We start from the raw sequence: 17,446 nt of genomic DNA, 5'->3' as shown, positions 1-17,446 counted from the left end.
AATCAAGGTCGACCTGCTACGTTGACCTTTTTTTGTTTGTGCCAACCATCATTTTGAGGAAGTAACACTTTATGGGAACTTTCTAAAACAAAGATAAAAGGAACGATATGAGAATAAAAAAACTGGAGTGTATTATACACTCCAGTTTTTTGAGGGCTTTATGTATTAATTTCTTACAATTAATTTCATTGTCTTACTATCTCCGTTAGCAGAAGCTTTTACAAAATAAACTCCGTTTGCTTCAGTAGCCAAACTAACTACAGTTTCTGTAGAGACGGGAAGAATTGTTTTTACAATGTTTCCAACTGCATCAATGATCTGAATTCTTGCGTCTTCTGTTGAAGGAAGAGAAACTGTGAAGTTTCCGTTTGAAGGATTCGGGAAAATATTGAAAGTTGTTTCTGAAATTTTAGTGTCCTGAATTCCAACTGTAGCAGATGGGTTTACCGAACTTAACACAACTCCGAATGATACATTATATACTGCACTGATAACATCAAATCGAGAATGACTAAATAAAGGGAATGTAGATGTTCCTGATTTGTAATAGTCATATTGTTCACGTGCAATAGTAACCGGCATAGGTACACCAACTGTAATACTTGTATAAATAGTATCTATTGTTTTTACTCGGATCACATCAGTATGTGATGTACTGTTTGCTAATAGTAGGGTCCCTGTTCCATCTGCTTCTACCCACGTTTCTCCGGAAGCAGGAGATGGATTCCCCATTATTTCTAAAGTACCTTCAAAAGCATCATTTAAAGAAGATCCTAAACTCATCGGGTAATTCATCAAATGTTGATTATTTGTATTGAATTCAATAATAGCTTCTCCTACACCATCAATATTCAATACAAAACCTTGCCCCTGTTTTTCTGAAGCATTAGCTGTATAGAACATTTCCATATATCCGGGAATAATCATATTTAACGCAGAAGAAGGAAAGCTGGAAGCATACTGGCTTGCAGAAGCGTCTAATACATCAATTACTTTGTCATTACTGGTGTATCCGCCAAGTTGAGAGTAGTCCCAGGTTTGAGCACTTCCTGTACTGGCTGAATAGTTTACAGCATTTGAATCAACAACAAACATCTGTATTGCATCTCCTATCGTAGCTTCGTCTGAAAACGACCAGGTCTGTGCCTGAGTCACTCCGGTTAATGCTACAAGTGTTGAAAGTAATAGTACACGTTTTTTCATAGTCTAATTTTTTGTCTTAAAGTTAAAAACTTATTTTTACCTAGCTTGTTTTATTCTCAACACTTCATGGATGAAGTTGTTGAAATGTTATATAGTTTTACCGTAATGATAGACGAAGTCTTAACTCAAAAGGTTGGTGAAAAAAAGTTAAAAAAATATTCCAGATGGATTATTCTGGTATTAACTTCTCTGACCCTCTTTTTTTTATACAATTGGAAGCACCTTGGATTCACATACGAATTTGAAGATTTCCTGCCTAAAGGTAATAGCGAAGCCGATTTTTTTGCTGACTACAGGGACAGATTCTCCTCCGACAATGATTTTATTTTGCTGGCAATAGAAAGGGAGGCAGGCATTTTTGAGGAAAACTTTCTGAAAGATATAGAAAAAATATCCGATGATTTAAAAGGAGCAAGGTATGTAGAACAGGTAGTTTCTCTAACAACACTTAAAGAGTTTCGTCTTTTGCCGGGAGGGGTTGCAGTTCAGATTCCTTATTTACACCTGGACAGTCTCCGGTTGGATAAAGATTCAGCCCGCATATTCAGTCATCCTGAATTGGTTAACCGGTTTATTGCTTCTGACGCTAAATCGTTGTGTATTTTCTTGAAGCATAGAGATTATATAGGAAAAGAGAAATGTGACACAATGGTAGCTGATATTCGGACAATTTTATCCGGGTATAATTTTGATCAGATACGCCTTACAGGTAGGGCTGTCGGACAACAGTACTATGTCAAAAAAATGCAGAACGAAATGATGCTATTTGTTTCGTTGTCCGTTGTTCTTGTTATTTTATTCCTTTTTATCGCGTTCCGTTCTGTTTGGGGAATTTTACTGCCTCAGGTTGTTCTGTTCGGGGCATTGATTTGGGTGATAGGGGCGATGGGACTTTTTCGCGAACCGATTAATGTATTGTTGATTGTTTTACCAAGTATCATGTTTGTCGTTGCGATGTCTGATGTGATCCACATGGTTAGTAAATATATTGACAACCTGAGAGAAGGGATAGAGAAAATTCCAGCGATTAAGAATACGATGAAAGAAATCGGAATGGCAACACTTCTGACTTCAGTTACTACTGCTGTAGGATTTGCAACCTTATTTTTAATAGGAATCAGACCTATACAGGTTTTTGGGATATACACGGCTTTAGGTGTTTTATTGGCTTTCTTACTGACGTTTTTTGTTTTACCGGTATTGTTTCTTTTTACACGTACTCCAAAAGTTGTTAGGGAGAGTAAATACAACACGCCTGTCTGGTTTGGCTTTCTTTCAAAGTGTTTCCGCTATACGTTGACCTATCGTAAATGGATTCCTGCTGGCTTTCTGATTTTTGGTCTTGTCGCTGTTTACGGAATTTCAAAAATTGAGACGAATAACTATTTGATGGACGATATTTCGGAAGATACACCGATGAAACAGGATTTTAACTATCTGGATCAGCATTATGGAGGCGTCAGACCATTTGAACTGGCAATTGTACTGGTAGATAGTACGGCATCATTCTGGGATAAAGAAGTGTTGATTGAAATACAACAAATAGAAGAATACCTGGAGTTGGAATATGGGGTCGGCAGAATCAACTCCTTGCCTTCGATGCTAAAAGTAGCAAACAGAAGCCTGCACGCAGGGCAAAAGGATTGGTACAGATTACCGGAGTCGAATAGGGAACTTAATAGAGTTCGCAGGATGATAACAGCGAAAGGAGATGAACTGTTGGCAATGCTTATCGACTCTTCAGGGCGTATGACTCGAATAAGTGGAGGAATTCCGGATTGGGGGAATAAAATTGTAACGGAAAAGAATAAGAAATTACTTGATTTTATCAGACGTGAAGTAGATACTACACGTATCCGACCCGTAATAACCGGTACGGCACACTTACTGGATGTGAATATGCGGACTTTGTCCGCCAGTATGATGCAGGGACTTGTTCTGGCCAGTGCGATTATTGCACTTTTAATGGGGGTATTGTACCGGTCTTTTAGTATGGTTGTAATTGCATTGATACCTAATATTTTCCCTTTATTATTTATTGGTGGAATTATGGGATTTTTGGGTGTCGATTTGAAAATTACAACTGCGATTGTTTTTACTATAGCTTTTGGTATTGCTGTTGATGATACCATTCACTTTTTAAGTAAGTTCAAACTAGAGTTAAATAAGGGGAAGAAAACACTTGAGGCTCTCCGGGTAACTTATGTTTCTACAGGTAAGGCAATTATATTGACTACTTTGATTCTCAGTAGTGGATTTCTAATGTTACTCTTTTCTGATTTCGAGGGGACTTTTATTATGGGACTTCTGGTGTCATTAAGTCTGGTGTTTGCTGTAATAGCGGATCTACTGTTGTTACCGGTTTTAATAGTGTTTTTCTTCAGGAAAAAGTAAGTTAAACTTTCTCGAACTTAATAATATTTACCGGGCAGTGCTTCGCTGCAGCTTGCAACGTATCCAGTTCGTCGTCGCCCACCAAAGCAGAAAACCAGCCTTTTTTCATGGTGCCATCTATCAGGATGCATTTTCCTGTTGTCCGGGTAATCCGCCATCGAAAGCGATCAACTTCAACACAGGCGTTACATCCAATGCACTTCTCATGGAGTTGAGATACACGGATCATACATCAACCCATTTATAAAGTTTGTCGGAAGGCCTTATCTTTTCACTCAGTTTAAAAGTAACTCGATCACCTTTTCTTCCTTTTTCGGTTTCTTGCCCTTCGACGAATATATCAGGTACCGTACATTCAATAACACCAGTTGTCGGGCCTATAATTAATACTTCTTCACCTGCTTTCAGATCATGCGCTTCCATTTGAAATTCAGCAATACTACTTTTACTGTAGTATGTAACACCTTTGGCGATATATATTTTTCGTTTGGTTGCTTTTGAACCATATTCATCGTTCCATTCGCCCATGAGACGTCCCAGATAATAACCATCCCAAAAGCCACGGTTAAAAACAGTGGCAAGCTCCTGCATCCACTCATCAATTTTCTCTTTCGTATAGGAATCTTCGGAAATGGAGTCAATAGCTTCCCTGTAACAACGTGTTGTTTTGTACACATAATCAGCACTTCGGCCCCGACCTTCGATCTTAAGAACAGAGACCCCTGCATCAATGATCTGATCTAAAAAGTTGATCGTACACAAATCCTTTGCAGACATAATATATTCATTCTGAATCTCTAATTCCTGCCCTGTATCCTTATCCGTAACAATATAACTTTTTCTACAGTTTTGAATACAGGCTCCGCGGTTAGCCGATGAGAAGTTTGAGTGGAGACTCAGGTAACATTTTCCTGAAACAGCCATACATAAAGCACCGTGTCCAAATACCTCTAATCGAATTAATTCTCCGGAAGGTCCTCTCAGGTCACGTCTTTTTATTTCTTTTGCTATTGCCTCAACTTGTAGAAGACTCAGTTCTCGTGAAAGTACCATTACGTCTGCATAAACAGAATAGAATTCCACGGTTTCGATATTGGTGGCATTGGTTTGAGTCGAAATGTGAACGGTCATTCTGATTTTTCTGCAATAGTTCATTACAGCATGATCAGAAGCTATAATTGCAGTAATTCCTGCAGCCTGAGCTTCATCACAGATTCGCTGCATAAGCCTGATGTCATGGTCGTAGACAATTGTGTTTAATGTAAGGTAACTTTTCAGTTGGTGGTCACTACAGATTTTTGCAATTTTTGGAAGATCATTGATCGTGAAATTATGCGTCGACTTGGTACGCATATTCAGTTGTTCTACTCCGAAGTAAATAGAGTTCGCTCCACCCTGTATAGCGGCCGTTAAAGCTTCGTATGACCCGGCAGGAGCCATTAATTCTACAACATCTGATTTCATGTCTGGAAAAATTTGTGCAAAGATCGTCAGACAGAAGGGAGTATAAAATGATTTTTGTCAGCTTACCTTGGTATACTACATTGAAACTTTAGTGGAACCATAATCCTAAGAAAGCTCCCGCAAGAAGAGTGATTAGTTTCATGAGGTTGAAACGATGTCCTTCTGATGTTTCAAAGATAATTGTGGTCGAAATATGCAGGAACATCCCGACAACTATGGCTAGAATAATGTCTGCTGTATATCCACTGAAAAGATGAGGTGCATTTATTCCAATTAGAATACCAAGAGGGGCTGTGAGTGAGAAGATAAATAAAATCAATAGCGTTGACCATCGCTGCCAACCACTTTGAATTAGCAAAGTCGTCAATGCTATAGCTACGGGAATATTGTGAAATATGATACCAAACAATAGGCTGTGCCCCGAATCGTGACTATGACTATGTCCATGATGGTCATGAACGTGAACCCCCAATGCGTCCGGAATAAATTCAGCAGCCAGAGGAATTCCCTCCAAAATAGAATGAACACTCAAACTAATGAAAAGAACAATAGGAACATTTCCATTTTTAGTTGGGTGAACATGTCCGTGTTCGATTCCGCCTGAGAAATATTCAAGGAACAACTGAATTAGAAATCCCAAAAGGATATATACACCAATAGATTCTGTGTGTTTGGAATAGATTGCGGGAATAAAATGCAGAAACGCAATGGAAATAAGAAAACCGCCACTAAAGGATAAGAGAGGTTTAATTAAAGATGATCCGTTTTTTTGCTTCAGCCCTAACACTAATACTGCGCCTGACATAACCGCCAGAATCAGCAAAGTAATTCCCCAAAATGCACTCATTCTTGTTTTTTAGCTATAATTATCAGCCTGTCCGAAGTCTCCGGGTGATACGGGTTCAGGCTAAAGTCGCCAAAGGTACGGATTATTTGCAAACCAGTTGCATCAGTTAGGCGGGAAAAATCATCCAATGTTAATGCCTGTACCCGCTCTGAAAAACGAAAGTCTTGCCCCTTATCCTGAAAGTGAATGTGTTTATAAATGTGTTGGTGATCATGTTCACGGGTGATGTGAAAGGAAATGGAATCAATCGTTTTTTCTTCTTCTTTGACCAGTTGTTGAATAACTTTAGGGCTATTCATGAAGTCAATAACAAGAATACCATCTTTGTCTAACATAGCATCAATCGCATGCATGACTCTCTGATTATCGTCCTGAGAGTCAAAATAGCCGAAGCTGGTAAAAAGATTGAAGATATGTGTAAACTTTTCCTGCATTGGTTCGCGCATATCCTGAACAGCAAAAGAAAGACGGTCTTTGGCAAATTGAGAGGCATACAAAATACTTTCTTCGGATAAATCAACTCCTTTGACATCAAACCCAAGTGTATTCATATAAATGCTATGTCTTCCTTTACCACAGGCAAGATCTAGGATTTTAGCTTTTTCACTATCAATATCCAGAAACTGAACGAGGTTACGTATAAAGAGGGCAGCCTCCTCATTATTTCTGTTTTTATAGAGTATGTGATAATAGGGGGTGTTGAACCAATCTTTGAACCAATCTTTTTGTATCTCCTCTTTCCCTGTCATATCAGTTTGAATTATTATCTAATTTCTCCAAAGAAAAAATCCCTCTAACGAAACTGCCGAGGGATATTGTGCAAGCTGAGAGAAATTATTAATTAACGACTATTTGTTGTTCAAATATAGTATTATTTCCATTACGATCCTCTGCCCGGATTCGTATTTTTACAGGTCCGGATTCACTGGAGGGAATTGGGATTGATAAGTTTCCGTCTGTTTGTGCATCCCAGGTCATTAATTCAGAGGAAGCAATAGAATAAGATTCATTGATAAGTGTATTACCGCTGGAAAGGGAAGTTGCTTTTACAAATACCTGTGATAAGAAGACCGTTCCGGTGATTGTTCCGCTTATAACCAAATCATTTCCGGCTGTAACTGAAGTAGGAACGGTGAGGTTCATGACAGGTTGATCAGGACTGATGACCTCAAAATAGAAAAGTTTATTTTCAGACTGATTCCCTTCCTTATCTAAAGATGTAATGGTTCCGTGATATGTGCCTGAAGATGCATTGTCGGGTACAGTAAAGCTTTCATTAATTGAATACGAAGTCCCGGAGATATCACTAATCCTGATTTCTTCATAGCGTGTCGTCATGGATTTGTGTGAGTGCCCGTCAAAATCGTGATGAATGTCAATTTTAAACTGATTTAGTTCTTTGTTGTCTGTAACCGTCCCGGAAACCGAAAAGGATTCACCCGGATGTAGTTGAACGGACTGAGATGAATTATTGATCTGTATTTCAGATAATACAGGGGCTTCAATATCTGCTTTTTTACAGGCAGAAAGTAGAGCTATACCGGCAATTATTAGAACTCCTTTTTTCATAGAACAAATATAGAATAAAAAAATAATTTTTGCAATACAGTTGCAAAAGTAAGATTTTGACGTTTAAAGAGGAGGCTGTAAGCAGCTTGCAACGTTACAAATTCCAAATTTATATTAACTTCACGCGATGCTTTATCGAATTTTGAAATTTATAGTTGGCATCGGCATACGAATTTACTATAAGGAAATTCGTATGATAGGGCGTGAAAATCTACCCGAAAAAGGACCTTTACTAATCATAGCAAATCATCCGAATACATTAATGGATGCCTGGGTAGTTGGATTTGTGTGCAGACAACCCATTTATTTCATGGCAAAATCGGCATTTTTCAGTTCGGGATTCCGGTTGAAAATTCTCCGTAAGCTTAATATGATTCCAATAAACAGGGCAGGAGAAGGCAAGGCTAAGGGAGTTAGTAATGATCAGTCATTTGAGGAATGCTATCAGTTGTTGGAAGCAGGTAAGACAATTGTAATTTTTCCGGAAGGAACGAGTTATCAGGAGCGTATTCTGCGGAAATTAAAAACAGGAGCAGCCAGAATCGCATTGGAAGCAGAGAAGAGGAACGGAGGGAAATTAGGGGTCAAAATAGTTCCGTTAGGATTAAACTATTCTCGCCCCGAACGCTTCCGAAGCTCCGTATTAGTTGCAGCTGATAAACCTATCGTTGCGGCAGAGTATTTGGAAGATTATACGAGTGATTTTATTGCGACATCCAGAAGTTTAACAGCTCTTTTCAGAGAGCGAATGGAGCGTGTTTTGGTAACGACGGAGGATAAATTGCATGATTATTTGTTAGAAGAGGTACGGAACATCCTGACATCAAAGTACCTGAAAAGCGAGAAAGATGAATTTGAATTGCTGAAAAAGATCAGGGATGGACTATACGGGGTTTCTATTTATAATCCGGAGAGAATGTTGGAGATAAGGCAGTTAGTGGAAGAGATAAAATGGCAGACGGATCATCTTGCCCTGAAAGCAGATTTTTTGGATAGACGATTTCGGTCAGTGATGTTTTTACGACAATTGTTGTTTTCGTTTTTTGGTCTGGTTATCATGGCTCCGGTATTTGCATATGGGGTAATTCATAACGGTATTCAGTTTAAACTAACGGATAAGGTCATTCCGTTGATTACAAAAGAAGTTGAATATTATGCACCACTAGCTGTTTTGATAGGTTTTATTATGTATCCTCTTTTTTATCTGGGGTATATTGCGATTTGGGATCACTTCTTTTTATTTCCCTGGTGGGCAAAACTGATTTATTTTGTCTCATTGCCGGTTTCCGGAATTCTGGCATATTCAATTCATAAGTACTATCGTCACGTAACATTGAAACTTAGGTTTACAATTTTGATGAGAGACAGGAAAGATATGGTTCAGGATCTTAGGGAACAAAAAAAGCGGTTACGCTACCTAATAGGAATGTAAGAACTGAATCACTTTTTCTATTGGATTCCTGATTAAAGTCATTTTTTTTATTGTAAGATTAATGGATGTTTGTTTGAATAAACCGGACTTTGATAAAGTTAGTAGACTACAAAAATAACCAGAGTTGATTACGATGCTTCAATTGCTTTCAGTAAACTTGCATTCTCAAAAAGTAATTGCAAACTGTATTGAAGTGTTTGCAAAACGACAATTGTTGGTGTTTTTTGCTACCGGAAATTACTTCTTAAACTACTGGTATTCCCATAACCAAAATGAGGGGGGTACATTTTTTAATGCTGTGTTGCTATGCTGAGCTTAAGGAGTTGCAGAGCTGAAAACAGGGTGTGTTGATGAGTACAGGGAGTACCTGTTAAAAATGAGATGGGGTGAGGCGCGTTCTGATTCGGATTTGTAGAAGATGTGATTCGTGTGATAAAAAATGGTGAAAGGTAATATGGTTAAGAAAAATGTAGTACATGTCTGTTAGTGGCGAGGAGTTAAAAAAGCTTGTTCAGGAGCATTGTAACTGCTTTTTTGTAAATGGGTTTAATGGAGAGAGTTTCGATTTTCTTCAGGAAGACATTCAGCCTGTTCTGCAAAAGAACTTCAGAGATGTTTGCGCAGATGAAGACGAGTTTAGCTGGTTGCATTATATTCCGGAGGGATATCGTGTAATACGGGATGGAGAACTTCGGGTTGCTCAATCACTTGGCGAATCGTGGAAAGGAAGTTACCCCGTGTATATTCCGAAAATCGGAGAGGTGGGAGTGTTGGAATTCCATGATTTTAGTAAGGTGAATGGAGAAGGAAGGCATCTTGGTTTTTTAATTTTTGAAGAAACCATCGGAGGAAGACATTATTCGATATCCAGTTTGTTCACTTCGCTTCAGAATGCGTTGAATAAATCGGCGATTGTAACGATAACGAATTATACAGGACAGATTCTATATGCTAATAATTTGTTTTGTGAATTTTCAGGGTACTCTCTGGAGGAGTTATTGGGAAGAACGCATTCAATTATTAATTCAGGTTATCACCCTAAGACTTTCTTTGTTGATTTGTGGAAAACAATTCTGAGAGGAGGGGTTTGGAGAGGTGAAATATGTAACAGGAAAAAGAGTGGAGAGCTGTATTGGGTGGATACAACAATATCTCCGATTTATAATGGAGAAGGAGAGGTAGAACGCTTTTTGTCGGTTCGTTTTGATATAACGGAGAAGAAAAAGCACGAGGAGGAATTAAACAACAGTGTGAAATTTAACCAGTCCATTTTGTCTACTATGACATCAAGGATTGCTGTATTAAGTCCACAGGGAAAAATCTTATTTACAAATTTGGCCTGGGATAATTTTCGTGTTATACAGGCTGATGAAGAATTGCGATGTCCGGAAGTCGGACAGGATTATCTGGAGTGTGTAGGAGAAAAGTGCTTTTCAGGATTCTTACCGAATGAATTATTGATTGGGTTGAAGAAGGTGATGGCGCATGAAGAACCCTGGTTTGAGATGGAGTATATGATAGTAGATAAAGGAATAACGAATTGGTATAACTTTACCGCTTCATTACTGGATGATGGTTCGAATCGGGTTTTAATAAAGCATAGTGATACAACCAGAAGGAAGATTACGGAGAATGAGTTGGCAAAGAGTCGACGGAAATATCTGGATCTGCTGGATAACATTCAGGACGCCATTTGTACTGATAATAAGGACGGGGTGATTACGTTCGCGAACAAGAAGTTTTTGGAATACTTTTCCGTTTCCCGATCTCAGATCGGAAAGATTTCAGTGATGGATATTGTCAGAGAAGATTATCGGAATTATGTAAGAGAAATTTATTCGAGATGTATTGAGGGAGTCAGTATTCCGGAATACATAGAGTTTCCCGCCACAAGTTTTGGTGAAGAAAGATGGTTTGAATGTCGTACCAGAGGGCTGCAGGAAGATGGAGAAGTAATGGGTACACAGTCTATTATACGGGATATTACAGAAAGGAAGAAGTTATTCGAAGAAATAGAAAGTAAAGAGCATTTGTTACGACTGAAAATTGAAGAATTGCAGGCAAAGAACGAGGAGTTATTACAGTTTAGTTATATTATTTCTCATAATTTACGCTCTCCCTTAGCCAATGTAATTGGCTTGTCACGACTATTGGATAATATAGAAGAACGTTCGGAAAAAAGTCGTGATATAACCAAATTGATTGCCACATCATCAGAACAATTGGATGAAGTAGTGAAGGATTTAACAAAAATCTTATCTTTGAATATGAGTCCGGAACTACTTAAAGATCAGGTAGACCCATTTTCTGTTATAGAAAAAGTTGCAGATGAAATCGGTGTGAGAAAAGAAGAGCTTTCTGTGAGGGATGAACGAATAAAAAAGGCGTGTATCAAAACGAATGAGCAGTACTTTCTGAGTATTATCCAAAATGTACTGTCAAATTCATTCAAGTTCAGATCGGAAGTTCGTCCTTTAAAGGTAAGCGCTGTCCTTAAAGACAGACCGGAAGAATCATCCTGGGAAGTCCTGATTGAGGATAACGGTATTGGTTTGGATACCAATAAGTATAAACAGGATATATTCGGAATGTACAAAAGATTTCATCACGGTGTAAGCCAGGGGAAAGGACTTGGATTGTATATAACGAAAAAGCAAGTTGAATTATTAGGAGGATCGGTAGAAATAACCGGGATACCTGACTTGGGCACGAATGTAAAACTAACCTTCAGAGAATATGAAAACGAATAGACCTATTATAATTATAGATGACGATCCTGTATCAATTTTTCTGACCAGGGAAATATTAAATAGCTTAGAAATAGAAATGGAGGTGCTGGCGTTCGAAGATGCTAATCGGGCGTTACATTTTTTAAATGAAAAAGGAGACAATTACACGATTCTTCTGGATTTGAATATGCCTTTGATGTCAGGGTGGGAGTTTGTTAACTCATGTGTGGAGCAGAAACTTTCTCCGGAAGTATATATTTTATCATCTTCTGTAAACCCCAGAGATATAGAACGGATTGATCAATATGACTTTGTACGTTCTTTTTTATCAAAACCACTCAATCCCGAGATGTTGGAGATTGAACAATCTTAGCAACTGCGTCAATTGCTTTTTGTAATCTGATTTCTCCCTCTCCGTCTATTATGCGGACTTTCGTTTTATGCGGAGCAAGTAAGTTCTCATAAAGTGAAAATAGTTCATCACGCTCATTAGGGTTCTCCCGTAAAGGATCTTCTTCATACGAAATGTCAGGTTTGCACAGTAAAAAAAGGTCTGTTTTCTGTTGTGAAAAAGCTAAATCAATAACCGGGTTGTTAGTGCCGTACTTGAACTCGTGCCAAACCTTCAATACGCTCGTATCAGTGTCGTAAATGACAAGCGGCATTCCTTTAACTTTCTCCCAGGATTTCAGTTGACCTTCCAGAATGATTTCCAGATCTTCCCGAACATAGTTTCCATTTTGTTTCATCAAAAACGCACGTGCATACTCGGGGATCCAGGGACAGTTAAAATGTCGGGATAGTTGGGTAGCAAGAGTTGTTTTTCCTGAAGATTCGGGACCGGTAACCACAATTCGTATCATACGCGTTGTAATTGGTATTGCTTGTACCATCGGAACAGACCGAAAGCAGCAAGTATCGTATAGACAAACATCAACATTCCGCTAATCTCCAGTCCCTTTGAGAAGTAAAGGTAAGTAGATACGGCATCAATAATGATCCAGTAAATCCAGTTTTCAAGTACCCGCTGAGCGACCATAAAAGTAGCGGCTAGACTAAACGTAGTTGTAAAAGCATCAATGTAAGGCGACGACTGATCAGTTAGGGAGGAGAATAAATAGCCGAGTAATAGGGTTGCAAGCAGGCTTAACCCGGCATTGATAAGGTGATACTTTACAGGCCATTTTTTAATTTTTCCGGAAGATTCGTTTGTATTCCAGGATAGAAAACCATATACGGCCATGACGACATAAAAAAGTTGTAAAATGGACTCTAGATACAACTGAACACCAAAGAATAAACTCATATAAATAGAAGAAGATGCGAAGGCAAAGTACCAGCAAAGCCGACTTCCTCTTGCTGCAAGTATTACATAAGTAAGGCTCGTAAATACTGCTGTTAATTCAAGAGGAGATGTTGTTCTTATATACCCGACAAACAATTCCAATATTGACATACTGCAAAAGTGCTAATAAATTGAATAGTATCGGGGAGCTGCAGGATGGAATTTTTTGAAGAGACCACTTTTTATAAATTATCGCACAAAAGTGAGAAGTGAAAAGGTTGGAAAAGAGTTCGTGAATTAAGAATTTGATAGAACAGTGTCGTGATTATCTATAGATAAAGGAGGAGATTTTAAGCATAAAATAGTTTGCAAACCATGAATCAAAGTTGTACTTTCAGCCAGGAAATAGATTCGAAAAAATAAATGAAATTAGCCGAGAAAATAGCTCTGGGATATTTAGTTATAGGTTTGATATGGATATATTTCAGTGACTCTCTGGCTCAGGTTATTTTCGGAGACGAGGATGTTGAAAGTATTACGTATTTCCAAAATATAAAGGGCTTTTTCTTCATTTCTGCAACCACGCTTATTTTATATGCGGTCATAAAAGGTCAGATACGAAAACAGGAAAGTAAAGATTCTGGTAATGGAAGGAGAAGAAAACACCGAAAAATAGAAGAGAACCCAAGTTTTTATCAGGCACTTCTCAGTAATTCTCATGATGGCATACTTATATATGACGAACGCAGGATTGTAGAGTATGCAAGTCCTTCTGCGGGAAGAGTGCTGGGGTATCCGAGAGAAGTTTTGGAAGGACTCGATATCCGGTCGATTATCTTTTATGAAGATGTTACAGAAGGAGACGAACTGATAAAAAGTATTATCAGGGGAGAAGACGACGCAGCTGTTTTTCATATCCGGATGAATTATGGAAAAGGAGGCATAATCTGGGTAGAGGCCTTAATAACAACTTTTAACGATAATCAGGGAAGACTTTTGTTTATTGCAAATTTCAGAGATGTGACGATTCAACATGAAGCTAAGAAAGAGTTGGAAGAAACTAATAAAAAGCTGAATAGTGAACTCGTTTTTAAACAGACTGTTTTAGATCAGTCTGTGGATATTATTTGTACCATCTCAAAAGAGGGTGATTTTGTACAGGTGAATAACGCATTTGAGTTTATTGCAGGATATAAACCTGAAGAACTGGAGGGGAAATCATGCTTCTCTATCGTGTATTTGGATGATGTTACTGTTACACAGGATCAGTTTGGTGAAACATCTGGAAGTGCGGTATATAATTTTGTGAATCGAATTGTATCAAAGTCCGGGGAACTGATTCATATTGAATGGTCGGGCAGATGGGTTGAAAGTGAACAATTGATCTTTGCAATAGGTCGCGATGTTACTCAGGAAGTTGAAAGACAACGTCTGGTTGTCTTTAAGTCGAAGGTGCTGGATATGCTTAGGAGTACGGGAACATCTTATGCGTATTCCAATATTTTAAAAATCATTGCAGAAGAAACAAATTCAGAGGCTACTGAACTCTGGATACCAACCTTAACCAAAGAGTCTTTTTATCTGAAAAATTATTACACCAGTGGAGAGGTAGACCAGGAATGTTTCAAATCGTTGAAAAAAACGTTTATCTCCTCTTCAGACTCTTTTTTCCAAAATATAGGAAATGGTAATACCGAATATGTATTAGAAGATCTTTCGGAAGAGAAACATTTTGAGAGAAAAGAAGTGTTGATGATGTGTGGTGTAAGACGTCTGGTTGCTATTCCGTTGGTACATAATGGGGAGTTAGTAGGGATTTTGAACCTCTTGGTTAAAAATGTCACTGTAAGGGATCAGAAACTGAAATCCATTCAGGAAGTGATTCCTTTGTGGGCCGGAGATATAAAACGACGAAATGAAGAGGAAATGTACCAAACAATTTTCTCTATTTCAAAAGATATTTTCTGTGTCATTAAAGAAGATGGTAAACCAATCTGGTTTAACCCGGCATTGGGCAGGGTGCTTAAATATATGCCGGATCAATTGGTGGAAATGAGTATTGTTGATTTCGCGATTGATCAGGACAGGGAGAATACAGAGTTATTCTTACGATCTCTTAAAGAGGGATATGGAGGAAGTCACCTGATACACCGTGTGAAAACTGCGGAAGGAAGAGTTGTCTGGTTGTCCTGGACAGGGGTGAACTTCACAAAAGAAAATGTTATTGTTTTGTCAGCCAGAGACATCTCTGAGCGAAAAAGGACTGAACTAGAATTACAGCAACTGAATAGTAAGTTAAAGGATCGTGCAGAAGAATTGGAACTGTCCAATAATGTACTGGAAAAGTTTGCTCATATTGTGTCTCATGATTTACAGGAGCCATTGAGAATGATTTCAGGTTTCCTGACTTTGTTGGAGAGTAACTATGCCGAGCAGTTGGATGAGAAGGGAGGGAAATATATCAAATTTTCTACTGATGCGGCGAAGCGAATGTCCGGGTTGTTGAATGATTTACTGGCGTACTCGAGAATTGATAGCAGGGGATTAATCGGAGAAGAAGTTGATCTGAATGAAATTGTGGAAAACGTCAAAGTGTTATTAAGAAATGAGATTCAGACCTCCGGAGCAACAATTATATATGAATCACTTCCAAAGGTGAAAGGTGGGCGTATGTTACTCAATCAGCTCATGCAAAATTTGATTAGTAATTCAATTAAATACAATGATTCGGAGAATCCGGTGGTTGAAATCGGAGCTATTCAGAAACAGAAAGAAGGAACGGTTCAGGTGTATGTGAAGGATAATGGATTAGGAATAAAGGAAAAGGATTTTGAACGAATTTTTCTGGTCTTTCAGAGGGGTGAAAATGCAATGGGAATTGAAGGGACAGGAATGGGACTTGCAATTTGTAAACGAATTGTTGATATTCACAAAGGGAAAGTTTGGGTCGAATCAGATCGAACCGGTACAACAATGTGGGTAGAATTAAATGACAAAAGAGTATTGGAATGACTACACGTAATAATGAATTGATTACAGTTTGGATTATTGAGGACAATCCCGGAGATGCTTTTCTCTTGCAGGAACTTCTCGTTTTTTCAGGCTTCTCAAGTCGTAATATTGTCGTGTTCGAAAGTTTGCAGAAGGCAGTAGACGGACTTGCAGACAGTGTTCCTGATATTGTATTACTGGATTTGTTTTTGCCGGATTTCTCAGGATTAGAAACGTTCGAATTTGCATCCGAGAAATTTCACTCGGTTCCGATTATTGTTATGTCGGGGATGAGTGATACTGATGTTGCCCTGCAAACAGTTAAAAAAGGTGCGCAGGACTTTATTTTGAAAGGAAACAGTGATACCAATATCCTGGTGAAGTCCATTCATTATTCCATAGAACGAAAAAGAAATATTCAGCAATTAATCCAGTCCGAAGAAGAGTTTCGTTTATTGTTTGAGGCGAGTCCGTTGCCTATTTTGTTGGTGAATGATACGTTACAGGTACTTCGTACTAACAATGCTTTTCTCGATTTATACAGGTGTTCATTGTCTGATGTCAGACAGATGAAATTGACAGACTTTCTTGCAGAAGACGAGTCTGATCGGAGAGTGGAGTATGCTGTCAAAAACCAGCGGGAAAGTCAGTTCAGACACATCACAGCAGATGGGAATGTACTATATGTTTCTCAATTGGCAGCGCGAACTACATTCAGAGGTGAAGAAGTTTATACAATCATTATCAAAGATGAAACGGAGAAGTATCTGTTCGAACAGGAAAAACTGAAAATTGTTGAAGAAACCCTGGAAGGAGAACGGGAACGATTTTCGCGTGAACTTCATGACGGACTGGCACAACATCTTGTCGCATTGAACTTTTATGTTTCCCAGCTTTCAGGAATTTCAGAGGGGAGCGATGAAGTGGTAGCTAACGCACAATCAATGATCAAAACCAGTCTTGACATGACACGTGCCATGTGTTATAATCTGACGCCTCCTGAATTGGAAAAAGGTTTGGTAGCAGGTTTAAAAGCAATGTTTGATCGTTTGGGATCAGTCACGGAAGTGGAAATGAAACTGAATGTTAGCGATTTGATTACTGATAAAGCCTGGGAACAGGTTGACCATTATAGCGTATACCGAATGGTTCAGGAATTTGTAAATAATTCTGTCAAACATAGCGAATGTAAACAGATAGAGTGTAATTTTGATTTGTCAGATGATGACCTCGTTATTTTGGTGGAAGATAATGGTAAAGGATTTCAAAGAGATGAAATTAAACCGGGGTTAGGATTGAAAAATCTGGAGCAGCGTGCAATTGCAGCAGAAATCAATCTGGAATTTAAATCCAATCCGGGAGAAGGAACGAAATTGATCATGAGAAAAAAAGTGCGTAATTAGTAGCTGAAAATAAAAATAGCGATACAACAGGAGTCGTTTCGCTATTTTTCCAACACTACTACTATGAAAACACGATATTTATGTGTTTGCATTACCAAAAATACGAGGTGTTTTACGACTTTTTGATTG

The 17,446-nt window shown here is 38.4% G+C and carries 14 protein-coding genes; 6 read left to right on the top strand and 8 right to left on the bottom strand.

Annotated elements, in window-relative coordinates:
* Positions 1–165 precede the first annotated feature (165 nt).
* Positions 166–1,203, bottom strand: coding sequence for a T9SS type A sorting domain-containing protein (locus ABDZ97_RS07990; RefSeq protein ID WP_343786310.1), 1,038 nt, complete (start codon positions 1,201–1,203; stop codon positions 166–168).
* A gap of 66 nt (positions 1,204–1,269) precedes the next feature.
* On the opposite strand from ABDZ97_RS07990, the gene ABDZ97_RS07985 reads away from it, so the two are divergent.
* Positions 1,270–3,597 carry an efflux RND transporter permease subunit gene (locus ABDZ97_RS07985; protein WP_343786308.1) on the top strand — a complete coding sequence of 776 codons (2,328 nt, stop codon included), beginning with the start codon at positions 1,270–1,272 and terminating at the stop codon, positions 3,595–3,597.
* Position 3,598: 1 nt separating this feature from the next.
* On the opposite strand, the gene ABDZ97_RS07980 is transcribed toward ABDZ97_RS07985, so the two are convergent.
* The 5 genes from ABDZ97_RS07980 to ABDZ97_RS07960 form a co-directional block, all read right to left on the bottom strand.
* Complete coding sequence (locus ABDZ97_RS07980) at positions 3,599–3,826, bottom strand: ferredoxin (RefSeq protein ID WP_343786306.1); 228 nt, start codon at positions 3,824–3,826, stop codon at positions 3,599–3,601.
* Positions 3,823–5,061: a peptidase U32 family protein gene (locus tag ABDZ97_RS07975; protein WP_343786304.1), complete on the bottom strand. Its 1,239-nt coding sequence runs from the start codon at positions 5,059–5,061 to the stop codon at positions 3,823–3,825. Before ABDZ97_RS07975 ends, ABDZ97_RS07980 begins: the two co-directional genes overlap by 4 nt.
* Before the next feature lie 88 nt (positions 5,062–5,149).
* The gene (locus ABDZ97_RS07970; protein ID WP_343786302.1) at positions 5,150–5,908 is read right to left on the bottom strand and encodes a ZIP family metal transporter; all 759 of its coding nucleotides are present in this window, start codon (positions 5,906–5,908) and stop codon (positions 5,150–5,152) included.
* On the bottom strand, positions 5,905–6,657 hold the full coding sequence (locus ABDZ97_RS07965; RefSeq protein ID WP_343786300.1) for a class I SAM-dependent methyltransferase: 753 nt from the start codon (positions 6,655–6,657) through the stop codon (positions 5,905–5,907). The genes ABDZ97_RS07970 and ABDZ97_RS07965 overlap by 4 nt, the downstream gene beginning before the upstream one ends.
* 88 nt (positions 6,658–6,745) lie before the next feature.
* Positions 6,746–7,477, bottom strand: coding sequence for a DUF4625 domain-containing protein (locus ABDZ97_RS07960; protein ID WP_343786298.1), 732 nt, complete (start codon positions 7,475–7,477; stop codon positions 6,746–6,748).
* 142 nt (positions 7,478–7,619) lie between these two features.
* Between ABDZ97_RS07960 and ABDZ97_RS07955 the strand changes: the two genes are divergently transcribed.
* The 3 genes from ABDZ97_RS07955 (at position 7,620) to ABDZ97_RS07945 (ending at position 12,011) form a co-directional block, all read left to right on the top strand.
* Positions 7,620–8,909, top strand: coding sequence for a lysophospholipid acyltransferase family protein (locus ABDZ97_RS07955; RefSeq protein WP_343786296.1), 1,290 nt, complete (start codon positions 7,620–7,622; stop codon positions 8,907–8,909).
* Between the two features lie 476 nt (positions 8,910–9,385).
* Positions 9,386–11,659, top strand: a complete 2,274-nt coding sequence (locus ABDZ97_RS07950) for a PAS domain-containing sensor histidine kinase (protein WP_343786294.1) — start codon at positions 9,386–9,388, stop codon at positions 11,657–11,659.
* A complete protein-coding gene (locus ABDZ97_RS07945) occupies positions 11,646–12,011 on the top strand; it encodes a response regulator (protein ID WP_343786292.1) in 366 nt (121 codons plus the stop codon). Before ABDZ97_RS07950 ends, ABDZ97_RS07945 begins: the two co-directional genes overlap by 14 nt.
* On the opposite strand, the gene ABDZ97_RS07940 is transcribed toward ABDZ97_RS07945, so the two are convergent.
* On the bottom strand, positions 11,977–12,501 hold the full coding sequence (locus ABDZ97_RS07940; protein WP_343786290.1) for an AAA family ATPase: 525 nt from the start codon (positions 12,499–12,501) through the stop codon (positions 11,977–11,979). The two genes, ABDZ97_RS07945 and ABDZ97_RS07940, sit on opposite strands and share 35 nt — an antisense overlap.
* Complete coding sequence (pnuC, locus tag ABDZ97_RS07935; protein WP_343786288.1) at positions 12,498–13,094, bottom strand: nicotinamide riboside transporter PnuC; 597 nt, start codon at positions 13,092–13,094, stop codon at positions 12,498–12,500. Before pnuC ends, ABDZ97_RS07940 begins: the two co-directional genes overlap by 4 nt.
* Positions 13,095–13,346: 252 nt before the next feature.
* Between pnuC and ABDZ97_RS07930 the strand changes: the two genes are divergently transcribed.
* Both ABDZ97_RS07930 and ABDZ97_RS07925 read left to right on the top strand, forming a co-directional pair.
* Positions 13,347–15,935, top strand: a complete 2,589-nt coding sequence (locus ABDZ97_RS07930) for a PAS domain S-box protein (protein WP_343786286.1) — start codon at positions 13,347–13,349, stop codon at positions 15,933–15,935.
* On the top strand, positions 15,932–17,317 hold the full coding sequence (locus ABDZ97_RS07925) for a hybrid sensor histidine kinase/response regulator (protein WP_343786284.1): 1,386 nt from the start codon (positions 15,932–15,934) through the stop codon (positions 17,315–17,317). Before ABDZ97_RS07930 ends, ABDZ97_RS07925 begins: the two co-directional genes overlap by 4 nt.
* Positions 17,318–17,446: the final 129 nt, after the last annotated feature.

Source organism: Wandonia haliotis, assembly GCF_039523435.1.
GTDB classification, from domain to species: Bacteria; Bacteroidota; Bacteroidia; order Flavobacteriales_D; family Crocinitomicaceae; genus Wandonia; species Wandonia haliotis.
This window is presented reverse-complemented; position numbering and strand designations above follow the sequence as displayed.